The following is a 13,485-nucleotide window of genomic DNA, read 5'->3' on the forward strand; positions in this document are numbered from 1 at the left end:
AGCGGCGGACATGGAATAATGGCTGACTTAAAACCCTATATCGCCAAGGCTGCCTCCGGCAATCCGTTGTCGCTCGAGGATTCCAAGGCAGCTTTCGACATCATGATGTCCGGACAGGCTACGCCGTCACAGATCGGCGGCTTTCTGATGGCTCTGCGTGTTCGTGGTGAAACTGTGCCGGAAATAGCCGGTGCTGTATCATCTATGCGCTCACGAATGCTTCCAGTTTCCGCTCCGGCGGGCGCTGTAGATATTGTCGGCACTGGCGGAGATCAGTCCGGCTCCTACAACGTTTCCAGCTGTTCCGCCTTTGTCGTGGCCGGCGCAGGCGTTCCGGTTGCAAAGCATGGTAATCGCGCTCTCTCTTCCAAATCAGGTGCAGCAGATGCGCTGGCAGCCCTTGGTGTGAACATCGAAGCCGATGCGAACACGATTGGCCGCAGCATCAATGAAGCTGGTCTTGGCTTCATGTTTGCGCCGATGCACCATTCTGCGATGCGTCATGTCGGACCATCGCGCGTTGAACTCGGCACCCGAACGATTTTCAATCTGCTCGGTCCGCTTTCAAACCCGGCAAGCGTCAAGCGCCAGCTGGTTGGCGTGTTCTCGGCAGAATGGGTTGAGCCTTTGGCTCAGGTTCTCAAAGAACTGGGCTCTGAAACCGCCTGGGTGGTCTATGGCGATGGTCTCGATGAGATGACCACGGCAGGCACCACAAAGGTTGCAGCACTTGAAAACGGCACTATTCGTACTTTTGAGATTACACCAGAAGACGTTGGCCTTCGTCGGGTCGATATGTCGGAGCTCAAGGGTGGAGAGGCCGAAGTTAACGCAAAGGCGCTGCTTGGTGTTCTTGAAGGTGCACAGAACGCATATCGCGATATTGTGCTCTTGAACTCTGCCGCAGCACTGGTGATTTCCGGCAAGGCGAAAGACCTGAAAGACGGCATTGCTCTTGCAGCGCAGTCAATCGACAGCGGAGCAGCTTTAGCCGTTCTGCAAAAGGTCATTGCTGTGTCAAACGATAACCCGCTCTGACGGAGAGGATCAAACCATGTCCACCGACATTTTGCGGAAAATCGAAGCTTACAAGCGCGAGGAAATCGCTGCTGCCAAGGCTCGTCTTCCACTCGAAGAAGTGAAGGCGCAGGCCAAGGATCAGCCTACAACACGCGGCTTTCTCAAGGCACTGGAAGCCAAGCGCGCCGCCAACAAGTTCGCGCTCATTGCTGAAATCAAGAAGGCGAGCCCTTCCAAAGGCCTCATCCGCCCTGATTTTGATCCGCCAGCGCTGGCCAAGGCTTATGAAGACGGCGGCGCGGCCTGCCTGTCCGTTCTCACGGATACGCCATCTTTTCAGGGCGCGCCGGAGTTTCTGACAGCGGCACGCAATGCCTGCTCGCTGCCCGCCTTGCGTAAGGATTTTCTCTTCGACACCTATCAGGTCTATGAAGCGCGCAGCTGGGGTGCAGATTGTATCCTCATCATTCTGGCAAGCGTCGATGATGATCTGGCCAAAGCGCTCGAAGAAACCGCTTTCGAACTCGGCATGGATGCTCTCATTGAAGTCCATGACGAAGAAGAAACCGAACGCGCGCTGAAGCTTTCATCGCGTCTCGTTGGCGTCAACAATCGCAATCTGCGGACGTTTGAAGTCGATCTTGCTGTTTCCGAACGCCTCGCAAAAATGGTACCTTCGGACCGTCTTCTGGTCGGCGAAAGCGGCATCTTCACCCATGACGATTGCCTGCGTCTTGAAAAGTCGGATATCGGCACATTCCTCATCGGCGAAAGCCTGATGCGCAAGGATGATGTTGCTCAAGCAACCCGCGAACTTCTGACCGGCAAGGTGTAAGCCATGACAGCCAAACTCACCCATATCGACCAGACTGGCGCCGCCCATATGGTCGATGTCGGCGATAAGGCTGAGACTGAACGCCAGGCAACGGCTGAAGGTGCAGTCAAAATGAAGCCAGAAACTCTGGCCCTCATTCTGGAAGGCAATGCCGCAAAAGGCGACGTTATCGGTGCTGCCCGTCTGGCGGGCATTATGGCCGCGAAGAAGACTGCCGATCTCATTCCGCTTTGCCACCCTTTAATGTTAACAAAGGTCTCGGTGGACATCGAGACCGACCATACGCTCCCCGGCCTTCGCGTCTCTGCGACTGCGAAGCTGAAAGGCCGCACGGGAGTTGAGATGGAAGCGCTGACTGCCGTATCAGTCACCTGCCTGACAATCTATGACATGGCGAAGGCCGTTGATCGCCACATGGAAATTACCGATATTCGCGTTTCCGCAAAAAGTGGTGGCAAATCGGGCGACTGGAAAGCCTGATTTTCAAACGAACTTGCGGCAAATCAATTCATGGCCGCAGTTAATCTGCTTTAAGCAGCGAAGCATTTCCGGCATGAGCATTTAGCAGCCTGTGTGAGATAATGCGCAGAACAAGCGAAATAACGAGATTATTTTCTACGAGAGGAAGCCAATGTCCCTTCTCCCGGTCGATGAAGCCCTTGCACGTATCCTGAGCTCGGCAGAGCCACACGGTTCTGAGCAGGTTCCTTTGACTTCAGCCGGTGGACGCGTCGTTGCTGAACCTGTGAAAGCTCACCTTCTGCAACCTCCCTTTGATTGCTCTGCTATGGATGGCTATGCGCTGATCGCACCTGAAAACATCAGCTATCCGCTTGAACTGACGGTAATTGGCGAATCAGCAGCCGGTAAGCGTTTCGATGGGCAGCTGGGCGAAGGTCAGGCGGTCCGCATTTTCACCGGCGCACCAATGCCAGCAGGTGCAGATAGCATCGTTATTCAGGAAGACACGGAGCGCTTCGGCGACAAGCTGACGATCCGGCAAGGCCTCGATAAAGGTCGGCACATTCGTCGGGCGGGTCTCGATTTCGCACCCGCCGATGTTGTTCTTCCGGTTGGCAAGGCACTCGACGCCCCGGCACTTTCCCTTGCTGCGGCCAGTGGCAACGCAGCCATCTCCGTTTTCAAACAGCCCCGCATTGCAATACTCGCGACTGGAGACGAGCTCGTCCCGCCCGGTACAGTTCCCGGCCCGGACCAGATTGTCGCCTCCAACAGCGTCGGCATCGCCGAAATCGTTCGCCGCGCAGGCGGCAGGCCTGAAGATATGGGCATTATTATCGACGACCCTGCGAAGATCGAATCCGCAATTAGTGCCGTTCTCGAAGATGGCATCGATGTTCTTGTGACGATTGGCGGCGCGTCGGTTGGAGATCGCGATTACGTTCACGGGGCTTTACAGAATTGTGGTGTCGATCTCGACTTCTGGAAGATCGCGATGCGCCCGGGTAAACCGCTGATGTATGGTCGCAAGACAGTTTCGGGTAAAACCGTGCATGTCATCGGTCTGCCGGGTAATCCGGTTTCAAGCCTTGTCTGCAGTCTCGTATTTCTGCGCCCATTGGTGGCAAAGCTATCGGGCACTGACTTAACTGCAGATATTCGTCCCGCGAAATTTGGTCAGCCAATGAATGCAAACGATCATCGTAGGGACTTTGTTCGTGCGACGGTCGAAAAGGCAATCGACGGCACATTGATTGTAAAGCCATTTCCAGTTCAGGATTCTTCAATGCTTTCTGCTCTTGTGCGTTCCAATGCACTACTGATCAGAGAAGAAAATGCGCCAGCTGCAGCGCTTGGAGATGCTTGCACAATATTGATGCTGTAACGAACGGCATCAATTCCCGCCCTCATTAATCATTTTAAAACCATTGCAGAACAAGACTGGAACATATAGTGTTCGTTCTGGTTTTGTTTTTATTTGATTCTGGTTTGGAGGGTGTAGCGCATGTTGACCCGTAAGCAGCACGAGCTTCTGCTGTTCATTCATGAACGTCTTAAAGAGACGGGCATCCCTCCGTCTTTTGACGAGATGAAAGAGGCTCTCGATCTAGCCTCGAAATCGGGCATTCATCGCCTCATCACGGCCTTGGAAGAACGTGGCTTTATCCGCAGACTTCCTAACAGAGCACGCGCTCTGGAAGTCCTGCGGTTGCCAGATTCGATAGCACCGGGCTTGAACTCGCAGAAGAAGTTCGCTCCGAGCGTCATCGAAGGAAGCCTTGGTAAAGCTCCCCCTCCTCCACCGGCACGCCCTGCTCCGGTCATGGCGGACAATGATTCCTCAACAATGGTTTCTGTGCCTATGATGGGACGCATCGCTGCCGGTGTGCCGATCTCGGCAATCCAGAATCAGACACACTCACTGAGCCTTCCTCCGGAAATGCTGGGTGCCGGTGAACACTACGCTTTGGAAGTCAAAGGCGATTCGATGATCGACGCCGGTATTTTTGACGGCGATACAGTCATCATTAAACGCGGTGATACAGCCAATCCGGGTGAAATTGTCGTCGCACTGGTGGACGACGAAGAAGCGACATTGAAGCGTTTTCGCCGCAAAGGCGCTTCCATCGCGCTGGAAGCAGCAAACCCGGCTTACGAAACCCGCATCTTCGGACCTGACCGCGTGCGCGTTCAGGGCAAGCTTATCGGTCTGATCCGACGCTATTAAATCTTACACATAACCGCTGCACTTCCGTGAGATATGTGGCGGTTAATGTTCATAGTATTTCCGGCAAAAGTGCGAAGCGTCTCCGCAGGGAAATCGGTTCGCCGGACTGATTTCTTTTCCTGCTGCGATGCGTCGGATAATGCGTAAAAACAATCAGTTATAGCGGTTCCAACGATTCATTCTTAGCTGGAACGGCTGTAAGTCTGCCAGAAAACCATGAACTAGAGCGGTTCTGACTTATCTTTAAAAGCTGGAGCCGCTTCGAGCTTAGAGTTCTTTTCAGAGCCAGCCTTCTTTTGATATTCGCGCTCAGCTAGCCCCCGCGCTGCTCGCGAATAAAGACGATGAAGGTGCCAAGGCCTCGCTGGCGCATCAATGGCAAAGCTCAAATGATCTGCATAGCCGGCTAATTTACGAGATTTTGCGGGTTCGAATCGGTAGATTTTATCTTCGTTGTCGACTTCGTGGACAGCCGAAACTGTTGCAGCTTCGCCTTTCGAGGACTCCTTCTTCTGCCCCAGCCTTAGTTCAAGCGTTCCCTTTAAGGCAAGCTCTTTTCGATCCACCACAAGCACATCAGGGCGCTCGCAGCTCAGATTTTTGCCTGCTATCGCGAGAACGACGATATCGCCAATATTGCAGGCGATGTCCTTCATCTCTTCCTGCGCGGTATAAGCAAACATCCGCCCGTCCTGCAAAGGGATCGTACACAGTCCCTCTTCGCAGACAAACGCATCAGTGGCGGATACCAGCTTCTGCTTTTTTACAATCTGCGGCGGAATAAACGTTTCGATCAAATAGGCTGTCTGCCAGTTTTGACCTGTGAATTTTGGCGGCCTGCTGCGATTGGCTGCGAAATTGCCATCAGGTAGGCGCACGGCCACAAATTTTGCATCCTCGCTAACGAGAATGTCTGGCAATGGCGGTCGTATAAAAACGACAAGCCCGGCAATGACAAAGGGTAAAGCCAGCCATCGCAACCGGGTCGTGGAAACAACCGCGATAACAAGCGCTACGGTCCAGAGGATAAGCGTGCTTGCAGGCATGACGCCCGGATTGCCGTCAGGAGAAAAGCTAGCGACCAAACTTGCAATATGCCTGACCAATAGGACACCAAATCCCATGATCTGTAATGGCAGCCAGTCAAGCTGCAATGGCATCAACACCAAGCTCAGCACTGCAAAGGGCATCACAAGGATCGAGATAACCGGCAGGGCCAATACGTTTCCGACGAGGCCTAAGGGTGCGGTGTTGTTGAAATGATAGGCGGCGAATATTCCGCTCGCTATACCGGCAACAATCGATGTTGCTCCTGTCGCCACCGCAGGAACGAGCATTTTTGATACAAATCCGCGTGGATTAGAACGTCGATTTTCATTGGCCGTTTGATTGCGTGCTTTCCTGTCGCTCCACCATGCAAATGCAGCAATCAATCCCGGAGTCGCTGAAAAAGACATCTGAAAACTCGGCCCCAGAATTTCATGCGGAGAAATTGCAATCATCGCGACAGACGCAATCGCAAGATTGCGCATACTGATGGCAGCACGGTCAGCCAGCAATGCGCAGAGCATCACGACAATCATGACGTAACTGCGCTGTGCTGCAACATCCGCACCCGACATGGCGAGATAAAATGTGCAGCTTAGAAGCGAGAGAAAAGCCGCAAACTTTTTGACCGGATATCGGGCGCTAAACCCCGGCATCAGAGCAAACAGCGACCTCAGCGACATCATCACAACGCCAGCGGCCAGCACCATATGCAGGCCGGAAATCGACAGGATATGCGCCAGACCTGCCTTGCGCAGATCCTCATTCGTTTCTTCGCTGATCCCTGCTCGCTCACCCGCTATGAGCGCTGCGGCAACACTGCCATCCTCACCAGAGAGCACTTCCGCAATACGTTCGGAAACATGCACGCGTAACTGAGCAATGGAACTCGCAATTTTTGCCGTCATGTCGTTTGGTCCTGGCACATCGGCAATCTTTGGTGTTCCAAGAAAGAAACCGTTGGCACCGATACCGCCGAAATAGGCATGGAAGGCAAAATCGTAATTCCCCGGCCGCACAGGTCCCGAAGGCACCCTCAGGCGCGCAAAGCCGGTTAGCCCGCTACCAATCGTCGTATTGGCCGGAATGTCGCGTGCAGTAATGCGGATGCGGTGCGGTGCGTAGCGAAGTTTCGGCCTTTGCGTTTCAAGCAGATCAAGCGTCACACGCCAGCTGCCATTGTCGCGATATTCGAGACCAGCCACTCGGCCGGTAACGCGCGTTGCAACCTCTGAACCCAACAATTGCGTGCTTCGTCGTTCAGTCTCAAATTTCCCCGCTATCATGCCGAGCTGCAGAGCCACGACGAGCGTCAGCAATTGCGATAGCAAGAAGCGTTTGCGCACAAAAAAGCGCAATATAAAGACCGCTGTCAGGGTCGAAAGGAGCGGCACCCAGTCAGGCTCGAAAGAAAGCGTGAAATAGACAACTGCTCCCACGCCCATCATCACGGGAAACAGAAGGAAGAATATCCCGCGACCCACTTCCCGACTCAGCGCTCTGCTTAAGTTCAACCACGCGGCGTCTAGTAGAACGCGCGCGCGTTCAGAAGGCGCTAGAACTCGATCTGGCAGGGCAGTAGGATAAATTTCTTCGTGTTCATCCGGAGCCCACGGAGCGGGCATCAAAGCGCGAGCCAAACCATCGGGCATGTCTTTGACAAATGCCCGTTCGCTGATCTCCTGTGCTTCCCTTGTGCCCGTCATGCCCCCGCCTGACTGCAAAAGTGCTCCCCGCTAACCTAAAGAAGAATACCGGATCGGTGCGAAAGGGACGTCAAGCCCTTGCGCGCTGTGCTACCTATGCTACATGAACGCCAGCCAAAATCGAGAGGGTTCGCGTCGAGAGCCCCGATTGCCTGTAGAACACAATCAAACGGGCACTATATACTCTAATTCTGCCTCGCCCTCGGCGTCCTGCCGCAGTCCCACGAGGCTCTGACACAGTGGAGCTGTCATGTCGAAACCGGTCGTCACCCGTTTTGCCCCTTCGCCCACGGGTTATCTGCATATTGGCGGAGCTCGCACGGCTCTTTTTAACTGGCTTTACGCAAAGCACACCGGCGGCAAGATGCTGCTGCGCATCGAAGATACCGATCGCGAACGCTCCACCGATGCAGCCACAGCCGCAATTCTGGACGGCCTGAACTGGCTTGGTCTCGATTGGGATGGCGATGCAATTTCTCAGTTTGAGCGCGCTCCACGCCACCGTGAAGTGGCCGAAGAACTGGTTGCAGATGGCAAAGCCTATTATTGCTATGCAACGCCGGAAGAGCTCGAAGAAATGCGCGAAAAGGCACGCGCTGAAGGTCGTCCGCCGCGCTATGATGGCCGCTGGCGTGACCGCGATCCTTCGGAGGCACCTGCAGGCGTAAAGCCGGTTATTCGAATCAAGGCACCACGCGAAGGTGAAACCCTTGTACGCGATGCTGTTCAGGGCGATGTTCGCTTCCCGAACAAAGACCTTGATGATTTCATCATCCTGCGTTCCGACGGCACACCGACCTATATGCACGCGGTTGTCGTGGACGACCACGACATGGGCGTCACCCACATCATTCGTGGCGACGACCATCTGACCAATGCGGCACGCCAGACCGTGATCTACGATGCGATGGGCTGGGAAGTCCCTCAGATGTCGCATATTCCGCTTATTCATGGTGCAGACGGAGCCAAGCTCTCCAAGCGTCATGGTGCGCTGGGCGTCGATGCCTATCGCGCCATGGGTTATCTGCCGGAAGCGCTTCGCAACTATCTCGTCCGTCTTGGCTGGAGCCATGGTGACGACGAAATCATGTCGACCGAACAGATGATCGAGTGGTTTGACGTCACCGACATCAACAAAGGTGCTGCGCGCTTTGACTTCCAGAAGCTCGAAGCCATCAACGGCCTTTACATGCGCGCAAGCGACGACAAGGCTCTGTTTGATGCGCTGATTGCCGTATTGCCGGAAATCGAAGGCGGCAAAGAACTGGAGGCTTCCCTTGATGAAAAGGGTCGCGCTCAGCTTCTCACCGCAATGCCGGGCCTTAAAGATCGCGCAAAGACACTGGTGGAACTTGCTGATGGTGCGAAGTTTATCTTCGCAAAGCGCCCGCTTGTATTTGATGAGAAGGCCGCATCTCTGCTTAACGACGAAGGTCGCGAAGTTCTGAAAGCTGTCCTTCCGCATTTGGAATCAGTCAGCGAATGGACCGTAGACGCGCTCGATGCGGCTGTTCGGGCCCATGCAGAAACAGTAGGCCTCAAACTTGGCAAGGTAGCACAACCACTGCGCGCTGCCCTTACAGGTCGAGCTACATCTCCGGGTGTATTCGACGTACTGTTTGTGCTCGGCCGTGAAGAGTCACTTGCACGCATAAAAGATCAAATCGTTTGAACTGTTAGCATTCACGCTGACGTGACAAATCGGACTTAATTAGACCAAATTACGCATTGCATCGCAAAATCATTGGGATAGTTTGGCGGGCGAAATCGTTTGGATAATGCGTTGAAAATCCGTTCTTCTACGGGAACGGCTAACACATAAAAATAATGCGGTTTCCCGCGTTGGCGGGAAACACATAGATGTTACAAGAGACAAGTTATAACGACGATTAAAATTCAGCCGCCACACGGGCGGCAAAGTGGACACGAAAGGAAACACGATGTCAGATAAGACAGCTAGCTTTACCCTCGACGGCAAAACGTTCGACCTGCCTGTACGACAAGGCACTGTCGGGCCGGACGTCGTCGACATCGGTCCACTTTACAAGAACGCCCACGCTTTCACTTACGATCCAGGTTTCACTTCGACCGCTTCATGCGAATCCAAGATCACCTATATCGACGGCGATGAAGGCGTGCTGCTGTATCGTGGCTATCCGATTGATCAGCTTGCTGAACATGGCGACTTCCTCGAAACCTGCTACCTGCTGCTTTACGGTGAACTGCCTACAGCAACCCAGAAGGCCGATTTCGATTACCGCGTGACCCGTCACACGATGATCCACGAGCAGATGACGAAGTTCTTCACCGGCTTCCGTCGTGACGCGCATCCAATGGCTGTCATCGTCGGCTGCGTCGGCGCAATGTCAGCATTCTATCACGACTCGACCGACATCACTGATCCGCATCAGCGCATGGTTGCTTCGATCCGTCTGATCGCCAAGCTGCCTACGCTCGCTGCAATGGCCTATAAGTACCACATCGGCCAGCCATTCATGTATCCGAAGAACGACCTAGATTTCGCGTCGAACTTCCTGCACATGTGCTTTGGCGTTCCTTGCGAAGATTACAAGGTCAATCCGGTTCTGGCACGCGCCATGGACCGCATCTTCATCCTGCACGCTGACCACGAACAGAACGCTTCGACATCGACCGTTCGTCTCGCTGGTTCGTCTGGCGCAAACCCATTTGCATGTATCGCTGCTGGTGTTGCCTGCCTCTGGGGCCCTGCACACGGCGGCGCAAATGAAGCAGCGCTCAACATGCTGGCTGAAATCGGTTCTGTCGACCGCATTCCAGAATTCATTGCACGCGCCAAGGACAAGAACGATCCGTTCCGTCTGATGGGCTTCGGCCATCGCGTTTACAAGAACTACGATCCGCGCGCCAAGATCATGCAGAAGACCTGCCATGAAGTTCTCGGCGAACTCGGCATCAAGGACGATCCGCTTCTCGACGTTGCTCTGGAACTCGAAAAGATCGCTCTTACCGATGAATATTTCATCGAAAAGAAGCTCTATCCAAACATCGACTTCTACTCCGGTATCACGCTGAAGGCTCTCGGCTTCCCAACCGAAATGTTTACGGTTCTGTTCGCCCTCGCCCGCACCGTCGGCTGGGTCGCTCAGTGGAAGGAAATGATCGAAGATCCACAGCAGAAGATCGGTCGTCCGCGCCAGCTCTATACTGGTGCTCCAGAACGCGATTACGTGCCAGTTGCAAAGCGCAAGTAATCCTATCCCAGAATGCAGAAAACCCCGGCAATTTGCCGGGGTTTTTGTTTGCTCTCAATTTGAGTTCAGCGTTTTCTGCCGTTCTCGGCCAGATCGAGCAAGACCTTTGCTCCGATCTCGCCGGAAGGTCGCTCCGTGGCCATTATTGATATCACTTTATCAAAGCCATCAAGCTGCGCCTGACGCGACGCACTTTTCTGCATAAGCTTATCGACATAACGGGCAAGATTACCCGGCCTTACCGATTCATTGAAAAACTCCGGCACAACGGGTTCGTCAGCGATAATGTTCGGAAGAGCCGCACTCCAGATCGTGATCTTGGACAGCAGAAACTGGCGTGCAAACCAATCAGCCTTGTATGACAAAATGGTCGGGATGCGCGACAGTGCAAGCTCCAGCGAAACAGTACCCGACGCAGCCAGTGCTGCATCTGCACGCGCAAAGGCATCCCACTTGGCTTCATCGCCGGTAACGATAAGCGGCTTAACGGCCCAATCCTTGGAAAGCTCACGCACCATTTCCTCAATGCGCGGCAATGTAGGCAGAATGACCTCAAGCTTTTCGACACGCTTTGACAGCTCTTCTACAGCCTTGCCGAAGGGTTCCATAAGCGTCTGGATTTCGCCACGGCGCGATCCGGGAAGCAACAACAGGCAGCGTGAGCCATCAGGCCAGCGTTGCGCTTCAGCGGCGCGCTGCGCAACCTGTACTTTCACAATCGGCGCGTAGCTGCTGAGACGATGTCCGACATAGGTCGATTGCGGACCGTTAAGCCGTTTCATGACCTCAACTTCAAACGGTAATACCGTGAGCACATGGTCGACATAGGAACGCATCGCTTTGGCGCGCTGCGGACGCCAGGCCCAGACACTCGGAGCGATATATTTTACGATTGGAATTGAAGGGCTGGCCGCGCGGATTTTTTTCGCAACACGATGGGTGAATTCCGGGCTATCGATGAGCAAAACACAATCAGGCTTTTCTGCAACGATCCGCTTTGCTGTCTGATTTATACGCAGAATAAGCCCTGGCAGATTCTTGAGAATAGCACCAAGCCCCATCAAGGCTATTTCATGCGGGTCGAAGAAGGTTTTCAATCCACGTTCAGCAAGATGGTCACCACCAACGCCAACGATATCGACGAGCCGATCTGTCTGGCCGCGAAGAGAATCAACCAAATCAGCACCGAGAAGATCGCCGGATTCCTCTCCGGCCACGATCGCAATTTTCAATGGCCGGCTGGTTTTGCTCAACGTGCTAAGTCCCTTTGGTTTCGACTGATCGTCTCAATGAAAAGACCTTTTTCATTGGCCGCAGCCATGGTTTCACCAAGGCCGAGAATGAAAGTGCGACCAGCTTCAATCGCAATACCGGACAAGCCAGCACGGGCTGCGTTCTCCACTGTCGATACGCCGATTGCCGGCAAATCTGCGCGCTCATCCTGTCTTGGCTTGGCCATTTTGACAAGTACGCCGCCACGTTTGGGAATACGACCTGCCTGACGAAGTGCGTAAACACGCTCGATCATCTGATCGGTTCCTTCTGCACCTTCAAGCGCCACAACGCGGCCACCTGCAGCAATTGCACCCTGCCCGACATCCAATTCGCCAAGACGAAGCGCAGCTTCCATAGCGAGCAAAACGTTCCGGCGTTCGCGGGAATCGGGCGTCAGACGCGTGATCGCTCTCGGCGGTGTCGGTGAGAGAAGATCAGGAACAACTTCATGCGCTCCGACCATCTTGAAGCCATAGCGCTCAAGCAGGCGCATGAATGCACGCAGTAACGCATCATCGCCTTGACCGAGCGCGGTCAGAACATAGCGCACAGCCCTTATCGTCGGAAGATTGAGTTTAAGATCACTCAGATGCGGACGGTTACGAAGGCCACCGGCAAGGACAACTTGAGTGACGCCAGCCGACCGCATGGCACGGATGAGCATGCCAAAATCAATCGCTGCGATTTCCTGATGTTCATATTCATAGAGCGATGCATCAGCCTCACCACGCAATGGAAGCATAAAAGGCGGATTTCCATCCGCCTTCAGAGCTTCAGCCACTTTTATCGGCAAAAGGCCATTGCCAGCAATAATGGCTGTGCGTTGACGCTTTACCGCGCTATCAATCGTCGTCGCCGTCATCCATCGCTCCACCTACCGATGAGCCAAGCGGCGGCGTGCAATAAGCGCGCTTATTTTCCACCAGAATGAAGGAGATAAGATCAGCCACACCATCAGAATCAGGAATAGCCTTAAGCACATCCTGTGCACGCTCACGCACCGGCTTGGTGCGGTCAAAGAGCATGTGGACTGCATGACGCAGATTATGGATATCCTTGCGCTGCATACCGGAACGCTTCATTCCGATGATGTTCAGACCGCCGAGATAAGCATGGTTGCCGATCGCACTGCCGTAAGGAATGAGATCATGGGCCAGTGCCGCCATACCGCCAACAAAAGCATGATGGCCAACACGCGTGAACTGGTGAACAGCAGAACCGCCGCCGAGAATGGCGTGATGACCGATTTCGACGTGGCCACCAATCATAACGTTGTTAGCAAACGTGACGTGATCGCCGACATCGCAATCATGAGCGACGTGTGCATAGGCGAGAAACTGGCAATTGTTGCCAACGCTCGTGTAACCACGGCTACTGTCAGAACCGCGGTGCATAGTAACACCTTCGCGGACAAGGCAGTTATCGCCAACAACTAGCGTCGTCGGGCCGCCCTTGTGCTTACCGTTCTGTGGATCGCAACCCAAAACAGCGTGCGGATAAACCTTGGCATTGGCGCCAAGACGAACAGCATCGCTAATAACAACATGGCTCATCAGTTCAGAATTATCGCCGATGACGGCGCCGGACTGAACGTGACAAAAAGGACCGACGGAAACGCCCTGTCCAAGTTCCACACCCGGCTCCACGAGAGCGGTAGGGTGGATAAAAGTTTCCTTCATT

General features: G+C 54.1%; 11 protein-coding genes. 7 read left to right on the forward strand and 4 right to left on the reverse strand.

All coding sequences use genetic code 11. The annotated features are described in order from the left end of the window. Positions 1-18: 18 nt before the first annotated feature. The 5 genes from trpD to lexA all read left to right on the forward strand — a co-directional run bounded on the left by trpD (position 19) and on the right by lexA (position 4,544). Positions 19-1,038 (forward strand): anthranilate phosphoribosyltransferase, encoded by a 1,020-nt coding sequence (gene trpD, locus ABWV94_RS03440; RefSeq protein ID WP_007875158.1) that lies wholly within the window; start codon positions 19-21, stop codon positions 1,036-1,038. 16 nt (positions 1,039-1,054) lie between these two features. After that, positions 1,055-1,855 (forward strand): indole-3-glycerol phosphate synthase TrpC, encoded by an 801-nt coding sequence (trpC, locus tag ABWV94_RS03445; protein WP_113498485.1) that lies wholly within the window; start codon positions 1,055-1,057, stop codon positions 1,853-1,855. 3 nt (positions 1,856-1,858) lie between these two features. Next, positions 1,859-2,335, forward strand: a complete 477-nt coding sequence (gene moaC, locus ABWV94_RS03450) for a cyclic pyranopterin monophosphate synthase MoaC (protein ID WP_113498487.1) — start codon at positions 1,859-1,861, stop codon at positions 2,333-2,335. 151 nt (positions 2,336-2,486) lie between these two features. Next, a complete protein-coding gene (locus ABWV94_RS03455; RefSeq protein ID WP_113498489.1) occupies positions 2,487-3,701 on the forward strand; it encodes a molybdopterin molybdotransferase MoeA in 1,215 nt (404 codons plus the stop codon). Positions 3,702-3,821: 120 nt separating this feature from the next. Continuing rightward, positions 3,822-4,544 carry a transcriptional repressor LexA gene (gene lexA, locus ABWV94_RS03460; RefSeq protein ID WP_007875164.1) on the forward strand — a complete coding sequence of 241 codons (723 nt, stop codon included), beginning with the start codon at positions 3,822-3,824 and terminating at the stop codon, positions 4,542-4,544. Positions 4,545-4,765: 221 nt separating this feature from the next. Here lexA and ABWV94_RS03465 read toward each other — a convergent pair whose 3' ends face one another. Then, positions 4,766-7,297 carry a ComEC/Rec2 family competence protein gene (locus ABWV94_RS03465; RefSeq protein WP_353412616.1) on the reverse strand — a complete coding sequence of 844 codons (2,532 nt, stop codon included), beginning with the start codon at positions 7,295-7,297 and terminating at the stop codon, positions 4,766-4,768. Between the two features lie 250 nt (positions 7,298-7,547). On the opposite strand from ABWV94_RS03465, the gene gltX reads away from it, so the two are divergent. Continuing rightward, positions 7,548-8,969, forward strand: coding sequence for a glutamate--tRNA ligase (gene gltX, locus ABWV94_RS03470; RefSeq protein WP_105518618.1), 1,422 nt, complete (start codon positions 7,548-7,550; stop codon positions 8,967-8,969). Positions 8,970-9,237: 268 nt separating this feature from the next. Beyond that, entirely contained in the window at positions 9,238-10,530 is a 1,293-nt protein-coding gene (gltA, locus tag ABWV94_RS03475; protein ID WP_007875170.1) for a citrate synthase, read from the forward strand. A 65-nt stretch (positions 10,531-10,595) separates the two neighbouring features. Here gltA and lpxB read toward each other — a convergent pair whose 3' ends face one another. The 3 genes from lpxB to lpxA are packed head-to-tail and all read right to left on the reverse strand — an operon-like array spanning position 10,596 to position 13,484. Then, on the reverse strand, positions 10,596-11,783 hold the full coding sequence (gene lpxB, locus ABWV94_RS03480; RefSeq protein ID WP_113498493.1) for a lipid-A-disaccharide synthase: 1,188 nt from the start codon (positions 11,781-11,783) through the stop codon (positions 10,596-10,598). Then, positions 11,780-12,667, reverse strand: a complete 888-nt coding sequence (locus ABWV94_RS03485; RefSeq protein ID WP_007875185.1) for an LpxI family protein — start codon at positions 12,665-12,667, stop codon at positions 11,780-11,782. The genes lpxB and ABWV94_RS03485 overlap by 4 nt, the downstream gene beginning before the upstream one ends. Then, positions 12,648-13,484 carry an acyl-ACP--UDP-N-acetylglucosamine O-acyltransferase gene (gene lpxA, locus ABWV94_RS03490; protein ID WP_007875193.1) on the reverse strand — a complete coding sequence of 279 codons (837 nt, stop codon included), beginning with the start codon at positions 13,482-13,484 and terminating at the stop codon, positions 12,648-12,650. The genes ABWV94_RS03485 and lpxA overlap by 20 nt, the downstream gene beginning before the upstream one ends. Position 13,485: the final 1 nt, after the last annotated feature.

The sequence above is a fragment of the Brucella sp. NBRC 12953 genome (genome assembly GCF_040369775.1).
Lineage (GTDB): Bacteria > Pseudomonadota > Alphaproteobacteria > Rhizobiales > Rhizobiaceae > Brucella > Brucella pseudogrignonensis.